This window comes from Paenibacillus dendritiformis (assembly GCF_945605565.1).
Lineage (GTDB): Bacteria > Bacillota > Bacilli > Paenibacillales > Paenibacillaceae > Paenibacillus_B > Paenibacillus_B dendritiformis_A.
This window is the reverse complement of the sequence record NZ_OX216966.1, coordinates 5,762,252-5,780,628: the sequence shown is the minus strand read 5'-3', so window position 1 is coordinate 5,780,628 and position 18,377 is coordinate 5,762,252. Positions and strand designations below refer to the sequence as shown.

Below are 18,377 nucleotides of genomic sequence, written 5' to 3'. Positions count from 1 at the left end.
TCTTTGTTTTTGGCGAAGATGCAGTGGCTGCTTCACGGAACGTTACTCCGGAATGCAGAGGGGGAGAAAAAAGTGCACAGTGCCGAGATTCGGCAAGGCGTGATGCGGCGGCTTGGGGAGATCTTCCCCGGTATGCCGGTGCTGGATGCCGAGGCGGCAGCGGACGCGACTGCGCCGTACTACGCCGTTCGTATTCGAAGCGGAAGCAGGCAGCGCACAGGGGAGCGCCGCTATGCGGCAGCGTGGCAGGTGGAGGTCGACTATGTGCCGGGAGAGGCCGGGGAACGGCCGCATCCCGATGAGGTCGCTGACGAGCTGTATGACGCGCTGGAGCTCGTCGACTTCGGGACGATGCGCTGCCGCGGCGCCGAGATGAGCCACGAGTACCCGGATCATATGCTGCGCTTCCGGGTGCAGTATGCGCTCACGCTGCTGCGGGAGCGGGAAACGGGCAGCAAGATGGAAGCAATGAAGCAGGAGGGGCGGATTCGGGATGAGCATTGATAAGCAAGAGACGGCCTACACGAAGGCGCAATGGCTGGAAGCGAAGGCGGACAGCGGACGGGAGCGCGACATGCTGCATGCGCTGCTCCGGGAGGATGGCATGTACACGAAGGCGCAGGTAGCTGCGCTGCTACATCAATTTATGATTCAGGAGGTATTGTGATGGCTGGAGGAACATGGATGACGCAGAACAAAGTAAGACCGGGCGTATATGTCCGCTTCGATTCGGAAGCGGGCCCGATGGGTACGATGGGAGAACGCGGGGTTGTGGCTCTGCCGTTGAAGCTGAGCTGGGGACCTGCCCGCCAGGTATTGGAAATGCCGACCGGAGAAGCGACTTTTGAGCTTCTCGGCTATGAGGTGACGGACAAGGCGCTGCTGTTGGTGCGCGAAGCGTTCAAGCGGGCCAAGACGGTGCTGTTGTACCGGTTGAATGAAGGCACCAAGGCGCAGGCAACACACCAGGAATGGAAGGCGATTGCCCGCTGCGGCGGCGTTCGCGGGAACGACATCGTACTCGTCGTGCGTCCGAACGTCCTCGACGATACGAAGATGGACGTCATCACGAAGGTCGCGGGTCGCGAGGTCGATCTTCAGACCGTCGCTCAGGCAGAGGAACTGAAGGCGAACGCGTGGGTGCAATTCGAAGGCAGCGGCGCATTGGAGGCGATCGCGGGCTTGCCGCTGACTGGCGGGGATGACGGCGCGGCAACGAATGAAGACCATATGAACTTTCTGGATGCGCTGGCGGTGCAGGATTTCCATACGGTGGCCCTGCCGTCGGAAGACAAGACGCTCGCTTCCGTATATACGGCCTTCATCAAGCGGATGCGCGAGGAGGAAGGGAAAAAGGTACAGGCGGTGCTGCCGAACTACCCGTTGGCAGATAGCGAAGGGGTCATCAGCGTGAAGAACGGGGTCAAGCTGGCGGACGGCACTGTGCTCGGCGCTGCCGAAGCATGCGTGTGGGTGGCTGCCGCTACGGCTGCGGCAGCGATGAATGAGTCGCTTACCTATACCGCGTATGAAGATGCGATCGACGCGGATGTGCGCCTGATGAACCGCCAGGTCGAAGCCGCATTGGAGGCGGGCGAATTCGTATTCGTTCATCAGCGGGGCCGTGCGGTCGTCGAACAGGACATCAACAGCTTTACGTCTCATTCCCCGGATAAGGGCCGTGTTTTCTCCAAAAACCGGGTTGTTCGGGTGCTTGACGGCATTGCCAACGATATGAAGCAGTTGTTCGAGACGTCCTATGTCGGAAAGGTGAACAACAACGGCGACGGTCGCCAGCTGTTCCGCGGCGAATGCATCGCTTACCTTGATCAGCTCGTGCGCTTGTCCGCGATTCAGCCATTTGATGCGCAGACCGATGTACAGGTCACGTCTGGCGATACGAGCGACAGTATCGTTATTCAACTGGCGGTGCAGCCGGTTGACGCCGTAGAGAAAATTTATATGAAAGTGAAGGTGAAGTAACATGGCATTGTTGCAGGCGAAGGATACGATTTCGGGCCGCGAAGGCCGGGCATTTGCCCAAATTGACGGTAAAAACGAGGAAATGTTCTATGTGAAGACGCTGGAGGCGAAGATCGAAAAGCAGAAAGCGGAAGTCAAGGTGCTCGGCAGCCGCAGCGTGCAGCATAAGGCAGCGGGCTGGACGGGAACCGGCAGCATGACGATCTACTATATGACGCCGCTGTTCCGCAATATGATGCTTGATTATATCAAGAATGGCAAAGACACGAACTTCATTATCCAGATTATAAATGAAGATCCGATGTCCTCGATTGGCACGCAGACGGTCTGCCTGAAGAACGTCAACCTGAACAGCGTCGTCATGGCGAAGCTGGATACGGAGAGCGACGTGCTGGAAGAGGAAGTCGAGTTTACGTTTGACGACGTCGATATTTTAAATGAATTCAATAGCATTTCGTAAATTATAAATAACATGCGAGGTGAAAGCAGCAATGAGTTCATTGCAATATTTTTTGGCCCAAAATGCGGAGGCGAATACGGAGACGGCTTATGTCGTCTCTGCCCGCTTCAAGGATGAACAGGGAGAGCCGGTGCCGTGGCAGCTTCGCAGCATTAGCGAGGTCGAGAACGAGCAGTGCCGGAAGGCCGCGACCAAACAGAAGAAGGGCAAAGGAGGCGCAGTGACGCCGGAGATTGATTTCAATGAATATACGGCGAAGCTAATCGTGGCGAGCGTCGTCTTTCCGGATCTGAAAAACTCGGAGCTGCAGCAATCGTATGGCGTCATGGGCGCGGAGGCGCTGCTTCGCAAGATGCTCCTGCCGGGAGAATATGCGGCGCTGCTGCAAGAGGTTCAGGAGCTGAACGGTTTCAATCAAAACATGAACGAGCTCATTGATGAAGTAAAAAACTAATCCGGGAGGGCGACGGCGAAGCGAACTATGCCTATTACGCCCTCCACAAGCTTCGCATTCTGCCGCATGAGCTGCTCGCTCTGCCTGAGCGCGAGCGGGCAGCCATCTATGCGATGATCGACATCCGCGTGGAAGAGGAACGCCGCGCGCAGCGCAAGATGAAGAAGCGGTAGAACAAACGCAGATTGTAGAGCCTTCTCTTTTACCCAATGAGCAAGTAAAGGGAAGGCTTGCCGTCTGCCGGGGAAAGGAGGAGAGTTCATGAACGAGAAGCAGCTTATCGTCTTCAAGCCGCCTCAGCCGCCGGCTCCTATCGTGCTCCCCCAGCGTGTCAACCGCATGCGCAACGATTGGAGCTTTGAATTCAACCCGATGCTGAAAATGATGGGGATGACGCACCTGAGGATTATGGCCTCGATTGATGAAGTCGTGAAGAAGTCATTTCATTCGATGACGGAGTCATGGAAGCAGCTTGCTGCGCACGCGGGCAAGGAATGGAGCGATGCGGCCCATAGCTTCACTAAAGCGGTTGAAGCAGCTGGCGCCTCCGCAGTGGAAGCAGGAGGGTCCACAGAAGAGAAAGGCAAGGAACAGCAAAAGAAGAAGGGCAAGGATAAAGAAAAGATAACGGTTGGGCAGAAAATGAAAAACGCGGCCCTTCCCATATTAAATGCGCTCCAGACGATGGGCGTCCATGCGATTCAGAATGCGGCTGCGGCGGAAGACTTCCGTTCCCGCTACCAGGCGCAATATGGCAATGCCCAGCAGGGAGCGGCAGTGTTCGAAACCATGAGGTCCCAAGCGCTCAAGTCGGGGCGAGATGTGAACCAGTCGTTGGAGTCGGGGCTTGTGCTGACTTCGATTTCGAAAAATGCCAATGACGTCACCAAAATGAATGAGATGGTGCAGCGCTTAGCCGCCTTCCGGCCGAATGAAAATGCCGCGGGACTCGCGGGCTCCATGAAGGAGGCATACTTCGGGAAGGCGGACGGCCTGCTGGGGCAGTTGAATCTGCCAATCAATGAGGATCTTCAGAAAAAAATGGAGTCCTTCGGCCAGACCGGGAATTTGGACGGCTTCCTGGAGGCCTTCGATGAACTGATGACCAAGGCCGGGATGAGCCAGGAATCTCTTGCCCTCTTGATGGAAAGTCCGGTGAAGCAATGGGAGCTTGCCGTCAATCGCTTCCAGGGCATGCTGGCCTTGATGGGCGAAACGGCCATGACAGCGTTTGGTCCGGTGCTGCAATTATTGAATCAGGCATTTGAGGAAGGGCGGTTCAACGGATTTTTCGAAGCGATTCATGGCGGATTAAGCTTGCTTGGATCCATCACGGAAACGGTCGTGGGCTTTCTGTTGGAGAACTGGAGCCTGGTCGAGAATGCCCTCGTTGCCATCGGCATCGTTGTCGCCGCGGTTGCTGCGATCTGGCTCGTTCAGTGGCTGATTGCGGCTTGGCCGATTTTTGTGATTATAGGGGCGATTGGATTACTGATCGGAAACCTGAAAAATTTCGGTTTGACTACAGGAGAAGCAATCGGAGCTATTGTTGGCGCTTTTTTTTCTATGGCTGCATCAATAAAGAATAATATAGCTTTGATCTGGAATATATTCGTGGCATTCGGGGAATTTCTTGTTAATTTTTTCAAATCCCCCATTTATTCACTTCAAAAATTATTTTACGATTTGATGAAAAACGTTGTCGATTATGTTGCCAATATGATTAATACAATCATTCGCGGTATCAACAAAGTCATTTCTTTTATTAACAAGCTGACTGACTCTAGCATAGAAACGGTTAATGAGTGGAGTACGGATTGGGTAGAAAAAATAAAGCCGACATCCGATCGGGATGATTTGGCTGACTTTTCAAAATTCCGAATGGAACAGACCGCTACTGACGCTGCTTTCAAAAGCGGCCAGGACTTCGTCAAGAATAACAGTGGTTTCACAAACGACCTGTTCAAAAAGATTACCGATCCCGGTCCAACAGAAACGGACCAGTTCAAGCCAATCGCTACAGGCATGAATGCGCCCCAAATCTCAAAAGTTGGAGAAGTCGGCAAAATCGGCAAGGTCGAAGGCGAGGTTGACATTTCCGATGAGAAGCTGATGATGATGCGGGAGCTGGCGGAAATGGACAGCATTCAGAACTTCGTGACGCTGACGCCGACGGTGCAGGTGTCCACAGGCGACATCCACCAAGGCTTTGACTTCGATACGCTCATCAATCGCATCGAACAGAAGCTGGAGGAAGAATTCGTCTCGACGGCGGAAGGGGTGTACGGCTGATGAATAAATACCGCATCTTTCTAAGCATCAACAATCAGGAGCAGGTGATGGAGCTGCCCGTCAATCCGCCACAGCTGCAGGTAAGCGAATCCGGGAATCTGTCCTCCTTCGACATTATCGGACTGGGCGAGGTGAACGCGATTCAGCCGATGAAGCTGGCTGATCTGCAATTCAGCAGCCTGTTCCCCGCAGGACCGGCCCCGTATGTTCATGTTCCCCCTGAGCGGCTGCTCCAGCCGAAGGACTATGTCGAGATGCTGCGCGAGTGGATGAAGCGCCAGCGTCCGATCCGGTTCGTGCTGACCTCGCCTTCCATGCGCATCAATCTGGCGATGGTCATCGAGAAGTTCACCTGGTCGGAGTCGTCCGGCAGCGTAGGGGATATCGATTATGAGCTCGGTTTGAAGGAATATCGCTTTTTCCATGCGCACAAAATGACGAAGTCCCCGAACACGGACAGCACCGTCACGATCCAGAAGGCCCCTCCGGAGCGGCCGGATGAACGCATGATTCCTTCCACCTATACGCTTGGCCCGGGCGAATCGCTATGGGCGGTAGCCAAACGGTTTTTCAATGATGAGAGCAAGGCTGTTGAGATTCAGCGCCTGAACGGCCTTCGGAGCGATGAAGTCAAGGATCTGGAGCAAGGCGGGAAGCTGCGGCTGCGGTAGGAGGTGCAGGCATGATCGAAGTCATTATTGATAACCGCAATAAGACGATGTGGGATATTTCCGAGCTGATTACCGATATGACCTGGTCGACGTCCCGTTCCGGCAAGCCGGCTAAGATGTCCTTGACTTATGTATCCGGAGCGCTGTTCCAGAGCCGTAAATTCACCGTCAACAATGGCGATGTCGTGCGGGTGAAGGTCGACGGCAAGCCTGTATTTTACGGATATGTGTTCACCATCGAGACTAGTGAGGACGATAAGGTGAAGCTGACCGCCTATGACCAGATCCGGTACTTGCTAATGAACGATACGTATGTGCTCGAAAATGTGACGGCCACGGATCTCATCAAGCGGATAGCGAAGGACTGCGAACTGAAGATCGGCGAACTGTCCGACACGAAGCATGTCATTCCTCTCGTGATGGAGGATAACAAGAAGCTGCTCGATATTATCTGTCGCGCGCTGGACAAGACACTGATTGCGACGCGCAATATTTTCATATTTTATGACGACTTCGGCAAGCTGACGCTGCGGGATGCGAAAACGTGGACAACCGATATCATAATCGGCGAAGAAAGCCAGATGCGGGGGTTCTCGCACAAGCGGTCGATTGACGATGAGACCTACAACCGCGTGAAGCTGTTCCGGGACAACAAGGCGTCGGGCAAGCGCGAGACGTTCATTATGCAGGACAGCGCGAACATCGCAAGATGGGGAAGACTGCAGTTGTCCGAAAAACTCGATGAGGGCATGAATGACGCCCAAATCAAGGAGCTTCTCGCATCCTATATGAAGCTTCACAACCGCGAGAAAAAAACATTAAAAGTAGACGCCGTAGGGGATGTGCGCATTCGGGCCGGAATGTACATCCCTCTTTATTTGCCCGAACAACAGATTCAGCAATATATGCTCATCGATGAATGCTCCCACGACTGGGACGGTTCGGGACATAAAATGTCACTAACATTGAAGGTGATCTAAATATGGGGATGCTGGATATTATCAAAAAAGCCGGAGTGGGCGCCGTCGAGGCTTCCAGTCCGGTCTCGCTGCTGTTCGGCGAAGTGTTGAGCGCCGCTCCGCTCCGCATTCAGGTCGATCAGCGGTTCACGCTTCCTGCCAGCGCCATTGCCGTAACCGAGCAGTTAACGGAGTATAAGGTACGCATCGGCACGGAGGAGGTCGTCATCCGGCAAGGGTTGAAGGCCGGTGACAAGGTGCTGCTCGCCCGCGCGCAGGGCGGCCAGATGTATATTGCTATCGACAGGGTGGTGGGTCTGTGATTCCACAAGTGCTGATGGATATGGAGGATACTTTTGAAGTTGCCGAGGCCAGCCAGCCGACAAGGACCTACCGAATTGATCGCAGAACGGGAAGGATTGCAGGTATAACCGATGGCCTGGATGCGATGAAGCAGGCGATAGACAAGCTGCTTCAGACGGAACGGTATGAGCATCTCATCTATAGTCCGAATTACGGAACCGAGCTGAGAGCGAATCTCGGGTATGGCGCGGGGTTCGTTCAATCTGAATTGGAACGGGCGATTACCGAAGCGCTGATGCAGGATGACCGGGTGCGGAGCGTGACCGCATTCGAATTCCAATCGGCGGAGGATGCCATGCTGGTTAGCTTCACGGTGGAAACGACGGAAGGGACGGTGCAGACGATGAAGGAGGTGACCGTCAATGGATAATGGAATTGGAGGACAAGCACGCTTTCAGGAGACGCCGCGCTATGAGGATATTTTGGCGCGCATGCTGGAGCGGGTTCCCAATGAGGTGGACAAGCGCGAAGGCAGCATCATCTACGATGCGCTCGCGCCGGTCGCCGCGGAGTTGGCGCAGTGGTATCAAGAGATGAGGCTGAACCGTGAGCTATCCTATGCCGATACGGCTACAGGCGCTTATCTGGAGCGCCGGACGGCCGAGTTCGGCGTGCGCCGCCTGCCCGCTGTCGCCGCCAAGCGGCGCGGGAGATTTTACGCTGCGGATGGCTCGCCGAAGAGCGTGCCGATCGGCAGCCGTTTTGCGATCGAAGATTTGACATGGCGGGTAACGGCATCGCTGTCCCCTGGGGAAAGCGAGCTGACCTGCGAGACGGAGGGAGCGGAAGGCAATCGACTCTATGGAGAACTGACGCCGATCGACTATGTCGCCGGGTTGGCCCGGGCGGAATTGGGGGACATTCTTGTCCCTGGAGAGGACACGGAATCCGATGACGCGCTGCGAGCTCGCTATCTTGAAGCGATTAACGAGCAGCCGTTCGGGGGCAATGTGTCCGACTATCGGACGAAGCTCACCGTCATGCCGGGCGTAGGCGGAGTGAAGGTGTTCCCGGCCTGGCAAGGGGGCGGAACGGTCAAATGTACGCTCATCTCGTCGGATTATCAGGTTCCGTCGGCGGAACTGATTGCCGAGGTTCAGGAACAGGCCGATCCGAAGGCGGCTGCCGGACTGGGCGGAGGCTTCGCTCCCATCGGGCATCAGGTGACGATTGCGGCGGTCCGTCCTGTGGAAGTGAAGGTCGAGACGACGCTTCAACTGGACAAAGGAATGACGCTCGGGCAGGTGCAGAGCGACGTCGAGCAGGTGCTGCAGCAATATATGCATCTGCTGCGAGAGTCGTGGAAGGATCAGGAGAAGCTGATCGTCCGCATCAGCCAGATGGAAGCCCGCATACTCACTGTCCCGGGGGTTACGGATGTAAGCGGCACGACGCTGAACGGAGCCGCGGCTAATCTGGAGCTGGGCGAGGAGGAAGTGCCTGTGCTGCGGGAGGTGAAGCTCAATGGAGCGTAACTATTGCTCCTATTTGCCTCCCTATTATGAGGGCATTCGGGAGTTCGAATGGCTGGGAGAGACCGTCGATGCGGAGCTGAAGGGCGTCGCGGCCGGGGCCGACAAATGGCTGAACGATCAATTTGTGCTCACGGCCAGCGAGGCCTCGTTGAAGCGCAGGGAAGAACAGCTCGGCATTCAAGCCGATCCGACACAGGAATCCTTGGATTTCCGGAAAAAACGGGTCATGAACCGCTACTCCACCAAGCCGCCGTTCACCGTGCGGTACTTGCAGGAGCGGCTCGACTTCCTGCTTGGCGCCGACCGGGCCAAGGTGGAGCTCGACGTCGGCCGCTTCGAGCTGACCGTTCGGGCGAAGCTGACCGACGCGGCCATTTTCAAGGAAGTGGAGCATACGGTGCGCTTCATGAAGCCGGCCAACCTGCTGTACCGGCAGGCTACGTCCTTGTCGGAGCGGATTGAGGTTCAGGAGCATTTGAGCCGGACCCCGCTTCACCGCCGGACGAAGCTGTCGATAGGCTGGAGACTCGGACGGGCGCCGTTTGCCGAACGGGGACAGGAGGTCATATTGAAATGATTAGTTCTATTTTATTGCAGGAAATGGCGCAGCACGTCAACCGTAGAATCGCCAAGGTCGTGCTGAACCATTCCGTTGAAATTACGGATTTTCAGATCAAGGATGTATCGGAGCAGGAAGTGCTGATGGAATACATCATCCCTGCCGGCGCGGCGGAGACCGTGACGCTGATTGAACTGCAGGATGAAGCCGGAACGGTCCTGACCTCGAATCCGGTATTCATTCCGCTTACAACCGACACGCTCATCAAGCATTCAATCGCAATCAAGGAGGTGGCCTAGATGCCATACGAGGCAAAGACCGACTGGAAATACGACGACCTCGTCACCGAGAAGGACATGAACCGCATCGAGCAGGGCCTGAAGGACGCCCATGTCCCTGCCCACCAGCCGCTAACGCTGAACCCCGGCCTCCAGGTGGTGGAGGTCGAGAACGACACGCCGTTCCGGATGGGGGAGGTGAAGGGGCGGACGTTGGTGAATTTGTTGGGGCGTGCGGGGGCTTGTGATGATTTAAATGCCTGGTTCCAACATAAGGAAGCGGGAAGTCCAGTCTTCTCAATTGAGAACTCTACCATAAAGATTGTTACTGACATTGAAAGAACAAGTGCCAGAATAGCCCGTTTCTTTCCAGAAGGTTCCTTGAAGACAGGGAAGTTCTATATTGCTATAGCAAAAATAAAGTGCACTGAGGTAGGGGAATGCGGGTTATATCTTGCTGATTCTCTGGTAGATAGAAATAAAACAAAAGACTGGGAAACTTTATATTCAACACTTTCGGTCTCCTCAGAGATGGATGGATATCTTGTGGTGGGGGGGACTGTAAAAGCCAACGTGACCACTCACATTGATGACGTCCGATTATACGAAATTAGTGAATCTGAGTACAACGCTATTGGCTCCATGACACCGGAGCAAGTGGCCGAACGCTATCCATACGTAGACAGCATAACCAACGTAACCAACCCATACGCCATCGTGACGGGAGGCAATCTGCTGCCGGCGTTTACGGAGTGGGTAAAAGAGGTTTCTGGCGTAACAATAAATAACCCATACGCGGCCACAATCACATCGAGTGATGACACTCAAAAATACCTCTCTATTGACGTTCCTGTTTTTGAGGGAAGAGAGTATTTGATGAGTGGCAGCAACGTTAGGGTAGTATCTCTAGAGCCCGAAATCAAAGTACTATCATTTATACTGGGCGATACAGTTCAAGAGAAAGTATTCATGGTTCCGCTTGGTGTTAACAAGGTACGGGTGGTTGTTAGCAATGTGGTATCTGTAAACGGTGATGAAATTTCTTTTGGTGCAGGAACATTTATCGCTAAAAACCCAATGCTCGTTCCCGGCACCGAACCGAAACCCTTCACGCCGCAGCAACGCAGTATGCTCGCCTTCGAAACGAAGCTCGCCGCTCATCCGGTAGACGGCAGCAATCCCGATACCCTCTTTATGGGAGACGATGGTCTGCCGAATGTGCTGGAGCAATGGGGGAAGGTTACGTTGGACGGTAATATGACGTATAGGTTCGCTGACAAGGGCACGGGTTTTAAAACATTTTTCACGCAGGCGCTGCCTCCGACGGTGAAAGATTCGGCGTTCGTCGTGAAATATGATGGTAAGATGTTAGATCGCAAGCTACAGGGCCAGATGCTTACAGATGGAGATATGCAAGTGCTGACGGATAATGCCGACCCAAATGCAAATATACTTGTGTTAAGCGTGTTTAACACAGACAGCGGATGGGGGCCGGATTACAATCCGACGCAGGAAGAGATTAAGGCGTATTTCTTGGGATGGCGGATGTGTCAAGTGGAAACGGCGGGTCTCTATAATGGTACGGGCACGCGGTGCTGGGGCAGAGTTACAGACCCAAGAAACGTAATTGGCGTAGGGGGATGGGATGCGACGACGACACTGCCTACGTCACCAGCTGGAATTGACGCTTTGGGCAATATATACACGCCTTACCGCCTACAATACCTGAAGGCGAAGCCAACCGTTGAACCCGTCCGGAATTACGAACTGGGCGCAACACTCTCCGCAGGTTCGAACATGGTCGAGGTCGGCAGCGGTATTGTGATTCGGGAACGGGCGAATCCGGCGCAAGGCGGTAACGGTGATTGGGGAATCAATATCATAACACTTCCGGCATCGTTATTAAATCATAAGGCGGCCACCATCAATCAGGTATATAAACGCGGAGTTGACCACCAATGGGTTATTGTAACCCGAACGGACGGATCGGCATACGGGAATCAAAGAGCGTCAATATCTAATGACGACTTCGACCCAACCGCTGTCTACCACGTTACCTATACGATGCTCGATCCAACGCTTCCAGCTCCAATCAGCGGCACCGTGGCGGCGAACCTGCGTGGGACTGTGTCGGATCTAGTTCGAGCGGTTAGCTTGCTTGAGTCTGAGATTTCCGTTTCCGGCGAGGTAGCAATGACTGCGGCGGATGTTGGGGCTGCGGCCAAGGATGAGTTTGATGACTTGAAGAAAAAAGCTGTAGTCAAGAATCGGGATTCTGTCATTGAAGGAATGTTGTCAATGTCCAAAAATGATGGCCCCCATCTTCAGCTTGTTGGAGCTACATCAGCTTTCGGTGAGTGGTATGTAAACAATGAGCGAAAAGGTTGGGTAGGAGTGGGAAACAGGAATGAACCATCGACTGTTCGATTGACGAGCGAAGTCGGACCGCTCGTCATGCAAAGTGTCAAGGACGAGGTTCATATCCACGGTATGAAAGGTGTATTCCTCGAAGGGCGTCGTGTGGTAGCGGAGCTTGACCTGGTAAAGCAATCTGTCGTTGATGGGAAGGGGCAAGTGGCGGCAGCCATCAACGGCAAAGGTGGAGGGCCAGTGTCTGCAAACAATACGTTCCCCGAACTGGCCGCTGGTGTTCGCAATATATCTACTGGAGGCATTGTTCAATTTACAGGAAGTAAAGAGGTCAAGTTCGATTGGGGAGAAGTGGGCGAAGGTTCGTTCGATTTATTTACTGCACCTGCAAAAGCGAGAACACTTGTCATGTACCATTCGACTGGAAGCGATCTAACCATTTACAATAACACATCCGCCTCAGGCAGCTATGCTAGGCTGGGGATCCGAAACGCATCCGCGCAAACATTTGTAATAATTGCTGGTGACACGAAAAATAGTGAGGATTATTATAAACACTGTGTAGAAGTCCAACTAAACCTGAATAAGTCTACTAGGCGCGTATGTTACACTTACGGTTATAGAACCGCAGAATCAACCAGATTTGCGGGCAGTTATACGGTCATCCCGAATACGTTTAATCTTGAGCAGGACTTGACGTTTTTCGTGGCGACGAAGAAGGGGCCAGATAGTAATAATAGCGGGTGGGTAAAAGTAAGTGCGAAAGACGTAAGCCTTATTTATGTTTAGCTTCGCGAAAGCGGGCTTAATTAGGAGGGATAGCGATGTATGTTATTTACGACCGATTTAATAGGGTAGAAACCATCTACCACAATCCTACAGAGGAGCAGATGTCGGAACCGGGGATGCACGTCGAAGGGGAGATACCGCAAGCGGATCATATTCTTGGTCTGCGGGCGGTGCTCAAAATCGACGTAGAAAAGGCTAAACTCTACTACGATTACGAGCGCCCGGACACGCTGGAAAGCAGAGTCCTAGAATTGCAGAAGGAAAACGTCGAAATCAAATACGCCCTCGCCGAGCTTGCAGAGGCCCAAGAAAAGGATAATACCGATACACACTTAGCTCTGACTGAAGTTGCAGAAACTCAAGAGAAAGACATTACCAACATGCAGATGGCTCTCGCCGAACTAGCAGAGATGAGCGAAGGAGGTGAGAAGTAATATGGCACTCATTTATTGGGATTTGATTCGCAAGAATCTTAAGAAAATTGAAGATGTACCGCTACGTTGGAGAGCCGCTGTAGAAGCAATGCTCGAACAAGAATCATAAGCGCCTGCCCTATGGTATGGCGCTATATTTATGCCCTCGGGATACCCGGGGGCTCTTTTGATTGGAGGTAAGCACGATGGATAGGGTGCAAACAGAAATGCTCCAGTGGATTCCGTGAGTTGAAACTAAGGTTGACAATATGAGAAGCTAGACAGGGAGATCTTCGCGAGCGAAATGGTCGTGGAGGCCCTGCAGACAGCGTAAAAATGCCTACTACGGAGTACAGACCGGACCGGACTTCATATCAAATAGAAGCTGCTTTTCAGGCCTCTCATAACTGGGCCTAGAGAATCGAAGATCATTCGAAGCTCGTCCTTAACGGTACAAAGGACAAGCCAACTCGATACCATGGTATTTTGAACGCCGACTACAAAACGGCCTGCCGCGAAATCTGGCGCGGTGGATATGTCACCGATCCGAAGTATCCGCAGTTGCTCACGGGCATTATCGAACAATCCGGACTAATGAAATTACGATCGTGCAGGGCAAAAAAACGGTAATGGCCCCAATGGAGGTTAACGGAAGAAAGTCGCGGTAGGTCCGCTAGTGGATGGAATGGTCCTAGCTCCGGTCCGAGCGGTCGGGAAGCACTAGGTGCCAAGGTTGGCTGGAACCAGCATACAAAAACGGCGTCAATCAATGGCGTGCCTGTACCTGGAGAGTTGATCGGCGGCAGCGCGTATGCTCCGGTCAGAACGGTTACGGAGGTTGCCGAGGCCCGGGTTACGTGGAGTGCAAAAAATAGAAAAGTGACTATTTTAAAAGGGGATAATTGACCCTATTACCCTCGGCTTGACCGCAGGCCTGATGTATGCGATGCTGGCCGATACCGTCGATTATGGCGAATGGAGATCCGGCGTCAGGGCTCAAGGGCTGCTGACCGCCTCAAGCTCCTTCGGCGTCAAGGTTCGGCATGGGAATCGGCGGCGCCTTGGTCGCATGGGTTCTGGCGAGCGCCAATATGCGCCGAACCAGGAGCAGGCGGCATCCGGACTGGCAGCCATTCAGTTCAATTTCGTCTGGATCCCGTTCATCTGCTTCATGCTGTTCGCCGGAATGCTTTTGTTCTACCGACTGGAAAATGTCGAGCAGCGCATGATCCAGGATCTCGAAGCGAAGCGTCAAGGCGGGAAGGCGGCCATCCAAGCTTGACTGCAAGCGGCCAATGGGGACATATGGCTCCGGATGGGACTATACTTGCCGATACCGATGCTCTCCCGTTGTTCGCGAAGGAACACACAAAGCCCGCTCGAACGCCAATGCGTCCGAAGCGGGCTTCTGCCATTGCTTCGCTTATATCGTCTGCAGCACAAAGTGCATGACGAACAGAAGCGAAATGATATAGAACAGGGGCTTCACTTGGCGCCCTTTGCCCACCGCAAGGTGGAACAGCGCGTAGCTGATGAAGCCGATCGCGATTCCGTCCACGATGCTGTGCATCAGCGGAATGAACGCGATGATGAAGAAGGCGGGAAGGCCTTCCTCCAGCCGTTCGAAGGAAATATTCCGGACGGCGGGCATCATCAAGCCGCCAATGAAGATCAGGATCGGCGCTACCGCCGGATCCGGAACGAGCGTGATGACCGGCATCGCAATGAAAGTCAACAGGAACAGCACTCCCGTGACGATCGAGGTCCAGCCGGTTCTTCCTCCGGACGAGATGCCGGCGGCCGCTTCCACGGTGGAGACGGTCGGACTCGTACCGAGAATCCCGCTCAGGAAGACGGTGGCCGCATTGGCCTGAACGACGCGCTGGAAGCGTTCTTGTCGGCCGCTCATGTTCAACTGCGCGTTAATCAGTCCGACGCTCTCGAACACGATGACGAGCGTCAGCGAGAAGACGGCGACAATCAAGGTCGTGACAGGTAAGCCCTTCACGGTCAACTGCCCGAACACATCCCCATAGGTGGACCAGGAAAAGCCTCCGCCTCCGGCCGACGCATTCGTTGGAACGGCCCCGAACAGATAGGCGAGCACTGTCCCTCCGATAATCGCCAGCAGCAGGTTCCCTGGAACCTTGCGCATGTACAGAATGCATGTCAACGCCAAGGTCAACAGCGTAACCAGCACGCCCGGATCGGCAAAGGATTGCACCGCAATAATAGAGGAGCGATCCGAGACGATGACCCCGCCCTTTTGCAATCCGATGAGGACGAGCATGAGACCGATTCCGACCGAGATCGCTTCCTGTAATGAAGCGGGAATGGCCGTTCTCAGCTTCTCGACGAGCGAAGTCATGCTAATGGCAATGAAGCAAATGCCGGATATCGCGGTGACGGCCAGCGCTTGCTGCCACGTCAGCCCCATGCCCTGAACGAGCGTGTACGTGAACATGGCGTTGATTCCCATCCCCGGCGCGATGATCAGGGGCGCTTTGCCCCACCAGCCCATAATGAAGCAGCCGATCGCGGACGCGAGCACGGTGGCGATAATACCGGCTTCCTGCGGAATCCCGGCATCCGCCAATATCGATGAATTGACAATAATAATATAGACAGTCGCAAAAAAAGATACGGTTCCCGCTAACAGCTCTCTCCGCCAATCGCTTGGATTCAAGCGGACAGCTGGATTAGATGAAGCATTCTCCTTTGCATGCGACGGTCTCTTTCTTTCCTGGTGGACCAATCGAATACCTGCTTTCCATCGTAGCCCCTCACCCAACCCTTTCAATAATATGAAAGATAGACGGCATGAAGCCGCTATTGCGCTTATTGTATCACATCCTGGAAGGAAATAAACAAGAGGAATTTCACTACCTGTTAAAAGGATAGTCCGCGGCCATTTGTCGCCGTTGTTTTTGAGAGAAGGGAGAGCTTTTTTCCTGTGAAAAAGGGAGAATGCCTATTCTATAAACTCCTTAACAGCACTCTCCCATCCGGTCAGAATGGGATTGTAAGAGGTATCGCTAACGAGCCGGCAGGTGTACAGAAAAAAGCTTAAAAAGCCAAGTGCCGTGGGACTTATCTCAAGATTTACGGTACTTGTACTTCTGTAAAACCAGTTTCTATTCAGGGTTTAGCAATAACTTTTATTCCCGTAAGGTTTAAATCATTAAAAGTTGTCCAGACGGGTTCATATACTTTATAAGTTCCAGGAGGAATAGGACTTTCGGTGCTCTTTAGAGTTATCACTCCCGTGTGGGTTCCAGCCAAATCAAAAGTCCATCCGGTAAGATCATTATCATAAGCATAATTTGTTAGTATAGGCCCGCCACTGTCTCCTCCTATAGAAGAATATCCCGTGGCAAGAACCTCGGCACGTTTGTATCCATAACCACCTTTTCCCCAATAAATATCAACATTGGAGTATGAAATTTTACCAGATGTAGTGGTTCCGCTATTTGCACCTCTAAAATAAATTGTATCTCCCGGTGTATCGCTTGTGTAAACTCCTGTGATCATTGCCATATTTGAGGAAGAGGGGTACGGTACCCTTGGGCGACCGCTATAACTTGAGTGTAATGTTATATATCCGGCATCAGAGGTTTTGTTCGTTCCATCAACGGCAGAAGTGGTTCTAAAAGTAAACTTTCCAATGGTTGGTGTTTTCCATGTAGGTTGGTACCATTCCGTATTAATTCTTGCCTTGTTTTGGCAGTGACCGGCCGTGACCAGCACTTCTTGATCGTTTTGATCAACTCCGAAGTACCCTGCTGTACATATATAGTACTCATATTCATTTTCATTCTTTTTGACGTAGTCACCGCCTATTTTGGAGCCGATTGGAAATGGAGAACCGTACGACGTATCATCTGTTTCGGCAATAAGCGCTGAAGCAGGCATGGTAGTGAATTCAAGCATATCCGGTTGGGATATAAGTGATGAAACAGTTTCTTCATTTACGAGCGCATCTTCATCGAATGCAATGATTAACTTGTTATTTTTTATATCGGGGATGAGTGCTCGAACCGTACCTGGTTCAACATTGTTAATAATTGTTTCCTTGGCATTTTCAATTTCGGCCCAAGAATATTTTTTAACTTCAAATTGAACTTTATCATAGTTTTTAACGGAATCCCGAACTTGTTCTTTTAAGGACTCTAAGTTCTCTGTTATTTGGATGATTACAGTTCCCTTATCCGCATTATAGTAATGGCCTGAGTACTGGGAAGGTTCATTTTCGATTAACTTTTTAATGGCAGGAAAATCTTGTCTGATTCTTTGCTTCTCAACATAGTTCTCCAAAAAAAGTTTATCGGTGAGGTTATCAGGGTAGACGATCATCTCTAAGGGATAAGGTATTTTATTCAAATTGTTTTGTTGAGTGATTTCCGCGATATCAGAAATCGATCCATTAATGGTTATCCAACCATATTTATCTGCTGTATCTTCAGCGGCGCTTATGATTGAACTGAAAAGTAAGAAGCTGGCGAGAAAAATCAAACTTACCAATTTCCTGAGTTTCATAACTCTATTCAATCCTTTCTTAAACTCTCTAATTAACAAGCCTCTTTAAATAACTTGTTCTTTTGACGAACATTCTTAAAAGAAGCAATCTACGAGCCGACGTTTTCATCAACCAAAAAGGGGAAAATAATCAATTCTGCAACAAAAACAAAGCTCTTACGTCTGTTTTAAAGGAGGTGGATAATAATTGAAAAAATGGTTGATTACCATGGTTCTTTTGGTATGTCTCGGGTGTCAGTCCTTCAGTGTGGATCGAGCTACGGACTTGGGTACAGGGGGAGATTCTACTTCACTGGAAAGTATGGAAGAAGGACTCTTTTCGGCACATATCTCGCTTCCGCAAAAAGTGAGAATCAACGAGGAATTTACAATCAAAGCTGAATTAAAGCAAGAAGAGGAACAAAAACTCGCCATAACCAGTCGGGAGCAATTGTTTGTGTATACGATTAAGGATGGAACCGGGAAGGAGATCAACTCTTACGCGGTTACGGATGGGGGCAAGATTCGGAATTTGACAGGCAAAGCGTATATTTCAGAAAATTACACATTCAAGATTCAGCATCCGGGTATGTATGAGGTCTCGGCGCTTGCAGAGTTTACGGTAAATATAGATGGGAAAAGCAAAACATTCGCAATTCATACAGCCCCGAAGAATGTAGAGGTTACGGAATAGCCAGTTCAGCTTCCCGGAAAAGACCTCAAGGTTTAGCCAACCATCCAGTTTGAGTTCAACAGGCGAATTGACTCCTTCCCGCTGCATAACCTCCCCATGACG

The 18,377-nt window shown here is 52.2% G+C and carries 21 protein-coding genes; 19 read left to right on the top strand and 2 right to left on the bottom strand.

Going from position 1 to position 18,377, the window contains the following annotated elements; translation table 11 throughout:
- The first annotated feature begins 18 nt into the window (after positions 1-18).
- The 18 genes from NNL35_RS25945 to NNL35_RS25865 all read left to right on the top strand — a co-directional run bounded on the left by NNL35_RS25945 (position 19) and on the right by NNL35_RS25865 (position 14,348).
- Positions 19-504, top strand: a complete 486-nt coding sequence (locus tag NNL35_RS25945) for a phage tail terminator family protein (RefSeq protein ID WP_238535269.1) — start codon at positions 19-21, stop codon at positions 502-504.
- On the top strand, positions 494-667 hold the full coding sequence (locus tag NNL35_RS25940; protein ID WP_167539890.1) for a hypothetical protein: 174 nt from the start codon (positions 494-496) through the stop codon (positions 665-667). The genes NNL35_RS25945 and NNL35_RS25940 overlap by 11 nt, the downstream gene beginning before the upstream one ends.
- Entirely contained in the window at positions 667-1,983 is a 1,317-nt protein-coding gene (locus tag NNL35_RS25935) for a phage tail sheath family protein (protein WP_006675243.1), read from the top strand. Before NNL35_RS25940 ends, NNL35_RS25935 begins: the two co-directional genes overlap by 1 nt.
- 1 nt (position 1,984) lies before the next feature.
- Entirely contained in the window at positions 1,985-2,443 is a 459-nt protein-coding gene (locus tag NNL35_RS25930) for a phage tail tube protein (RefSeq protein WP_006675244.1), read from the top strand.
- A 31-nt stretch (positions 2,444-2,474) separates the two neighbouring features.
- On the top strand, positions 2,475-2,897 hold the full coding sequence (locus NNL35_RS25925; protein WP_254553860.1) for a phage tail assembly chaperone: 423 nt from the start codon (positions 2,475-2,477) through the stop codon (positions 2,895-2,897).
- 261 nt (positions 2,898-3,158) lie between these two features.
- Complete coding sequence (locus tag NNL35_RS25920; protein WP_006675246.1) at positions 3,159-5,189, top strand: phage tail protein; 2,031 nt, start codon at positions 3,159-3,161, stop codon at positions 5,187-5,189.
- Positions 5,189-5,860: a LysM peptidoglycan-binding domain-containing protein gene (locus tag NNL35_RS25915; RefSeq protein WP_006675247.1), complete on the top strand. Its 672-nt coding sequence runs from the start codon at positions 5,189-5,191 to the stop codon at positions 5,858-5,860. Before NNL35_RS25920 ends, NNL35_RS25915 begins: the two co-directional genes overlap by 1 nt.
- Positions 5,861-5,871: 11 nt before the next feature.
- The gene (locus NNL35_RS25910) at positions 5,872-6,840 is read left to right on the top strand and encodes an XkdQ/YqbQ family protein (protein ID WP_006675248.1); all 969 of its coding nucleotides are present in this window, start codon (positions 5,872-5,874) and stop codon (positions 6,838-6,840) included.
- A gap of 2 nt (positions 6,841-6,842) precedes the next feature.
- Positions 6,843-7,142 carry a DUF2577 domain-containing protein gene (locus NNL35_RS25905; RefSeq protein ID WP_006675249.1) on the top strand — a complete coding sequence of 100 codons (300 nt, stop codon included), beginning with the start codon at positions 6,843-6,845 and terminating at the stop codon, positions 7,140-7,142.
- Positions 7,139-7,552, top strand: a complete 414-nt coding sequence (locus NNL35_RS25900) for a DUF2634 domain-containing protein (RefSeq protein WP_006675250.1) — start codon at positions 7,139-7,141, stop codon at positions 7,550-7,552. The genes NNL35_RS25905 and NNL35_RS25900 overlap by 4 nt, the downstream gene beginning before the upstream one ends.
- On the top strand, positions 7,545-8,657 hold the full coding sequence (locus NNL35_RS25895) for a baseplate J/gp47 family protein (RefSeq protein ID WP_006675251.1): 1,113 nt from the start codon (positions 7,545-7,547) through the stop codon (positions 8,655-8,657). Before NNL35_RS25900 ends, NNL35_RS25895 begins: the two co-directional genes overlap by 8 nt.
- Complete coding sequence (locus NNL35_RS25890) at positions 8,647-9,234, top strand: putative phage tail protein (RefSeq protein WP_006675252.1); 588 nt, start codon at positions 8,647-8,649, stop codon at positions 9,232-9,234. Before NNL35_RS25895 ends, NNL35_RS25890 begins: the two co-directional genes overlap by 11 nt.
- Positions 9,231-9,515 (top strand): hypothetical protein, encoded by a 285-nt coding sequence (locus NNL35_RS25885; RefSeq protein ID WP_006675253.1) that lies wholly within the window; start codon positions 9,231-9,233, stop codon positions 9,513-9,515. The genes NNL35_RS25890 and NNL35_RS25885 overlap by 4 nt, the downstream gene beginning before the upstream one ends.
- Positions 9,516-12,653, top strand: a complete 3,138-nt coding sequence (locus NNL35_RS25880; protein ID WP_254553859.1) for a hypothetical protein — start codon at positions 9,516-9,518, stop codon at positions 12,651-12,653. It begins immediately after the preceding gene.
- A gap of 35 nt (positions 12,654-12,688) precedes the next feature.
- Positions 12,689-13,087, top strand: coding sequence for a hypothetical protein (locus NNL35_RS25875; RefSeq protein WP_006677486.1), 399 nt, complete (start codon positions 12,689-12,691; stop codon positions 13,085-13,087).
- Position 13,088: 1 nt separating this feature from the next.
- Positions 13,089-13,196, top strand: coding sequence for a CD1375 family protein (locus NNL35_RS25870; protein ID WP_254553858.1), 108 nt, complete (start codon positions 13,089-13,091; stop codon positions 13,194-13,196).
- A gap of 290 nt (positions 13,197-13,486) precedes the next feature.
- Positions 13,487-13,696 (top strand): glucosaminidase domain-containing protein, encoded by a 210-nt coding sequence (locus NNL35_RS30565; RefSeq protein WP_337999307.1) that lies wholly within the window; start codon positions 13,487-13,489, stop codon positions 13,694-13,696.
- Between the two features lie 292 nt (positions 13,697-13,988).
- Positions 13,989-14,348, top strand: a complete 360-nt coding sequence (locus NNL35_RS25865; RefSeq protein WP_006677485.1) for an MFS transporter — start codon at positions 13,989-13,991, stop codon at positions 14,346-14,348.
- 141 nt (positions 14,349-14,489) lie between these two features.
- Here the strand turns inward: NNL35_RS25865 and NNL35_RS25860 are convergent, their stop codons facing one another.
- Together NNL35_RS25860 and NNL35_RS25855 are read right to left on the bottom strand one after the other, a co-directional pair.
- On the bottom strand, positions 14,490-15,752 hold the full coding sequence (locus NNL35_RS25860) for an NCS2 family permease (protein WP_050979428.1): 1,263 nt from the start codon (positions 15,750-15,752) through the stop codon (positions 14,490-14,492).
- 452 nt (positions 15,753-16,204) lie between these two features.
- On the bottom strand, positions 16,205-17,602 hold the full coding sequence (locus NNL35_RS25855; RefSeq protein ID WP_006677483.1) for a chymotrypsin family serine protease: 1,398 nt from the start codon (positions 17,600-17,602) through the stop codon (positions 16,205-16,207).
- 187 nt (positions 17,603-17,789) lie between these two features.
- Here NNL35_RS25855 and NNL35_RS25850 point away from each other — a divergent pair, with 187 nt between their 5' ends.
- On the top strand, positions 17,790-18,275 hold the full coding sequence (locus NNL35_RS25850) for a hypothetical protein (RefSeq protein WP_138985638.1): 486 nt from the start codon (positions 17,790-17,792) through the stop codon (positions 18,273-18,275).
- Positions 18,276-18,377: the final 102 nt, after the last annotated feature.

Bases quoted from the DNA above. Each gene is read 5' to 3' on its own strand.
- NNL35_RS25945 (WP_238535269.1), top strand. From the start codon at position 19: ATGCAGTGGCTGCTTCACGGAACGTTACTCCGGAATGCAGAGGGGGAG.
- NNL35_RS25940 (WP_167539890.1), top strand. From the start codon at position 494: ATGAGCATTGATAAGCAAGAGACGGCCTACACGAAGGCGCAATGGCTG.
- NNL35_RS25935 (WP_006675243.1), top strand. From the start codon at position 667: ATGGCTGGAGGAACATGGATGACGCAGAACAAAGTAAGACCGGGCGTA.
- NNL35_RS25930 (WP_006675244.1), top strand. From the start codon at position 1,985: ATGGCATTGTTGCAGGCGAAGGATACGATTTCGGGCCGCGAAGGCCGG.
- NNL35_RS25925 (WP_254553860.1), top strand. From the start codon at position 2,475: ATGAGTTCATTGCAATATTTTTTGGCCCAAAATGCGGAGGCGAATACG.
- NNL35_RS25920 (WP_006675246.1), top strand. From the start codon at position 3,159: ATGAACGAGAAGCAGCTTATCGTCTTCAAGCCGCCTCAGCCGCCGGCT.
- NNL35_RS25915 (WP_006675247.1), top strand. From the start codon at position 5,189: ATGAATAAATACCGCATCTTTCTAAGCATCAACAATCAGGAGCAGGTG.
- NNL35_RS25910 (WP_006675248.1), top strand. From the start codon at position 5,872: ATGATCGAAGTCATTATTGATAACCGCAATAAGACGATGTGGGATATT.
- NNL35_RS25905 (WP_006675249.1), top strand. From the start codon at position 6,843: ATGGGGATGCTGGATATTATCAAAAAAGCCGGAGTGGGCGCCGTCGAG.
- NNL35_RS25895 (WP_006675251.1), top strand. From the start codon at position 7,545: ATGGATAATGGAATTGGAGGACAAGCACGCTTTCAGGAGACGCCGCGC.
- NNL35_RS25890 (WP_006675252.1), top strand. From the start codon at position 8,647: ATGGAGCGTAACTATTGCTCCTATTTGCCTCCCTATTATGAGGGCATT.
- NNL35_RS25885 (WP_006675253.1), top strand. From the start codon at position 9,231: ATGATTAGTTCTATTTTATTGCAGGAAATGGCGCAGCACGTCAACCGT.
- NNL35_RS25880 (WP_254553859.1), top strand. From the start codon at position 9,516: ATGCCATACGAGGCAAAGACCGACTGGAAATACGACGACCTCGTCACC.
- NNL35_RS25875 (WP_006677486.1), top strand. From the start codon at position 12,689: ATGTATGTTATTTACGACCGATTTAATAGGGTAGAAACCATCTACCAC.
- NNL35_RS25870 (WP_254553858.1), top strand. From the start codon at position 13,089: ATGGCACTCATTTATTGGGATTTGATTCGCAAGAATCTTAAGAAAATT.
- NNL35_RS25855 (WP_006677483.1), bottom strand. From the start codon at position 17,602: ATGAAACTCAGGAAATTGGTAAGTTTGATTTTTCTCGCCAGCTTCTTA.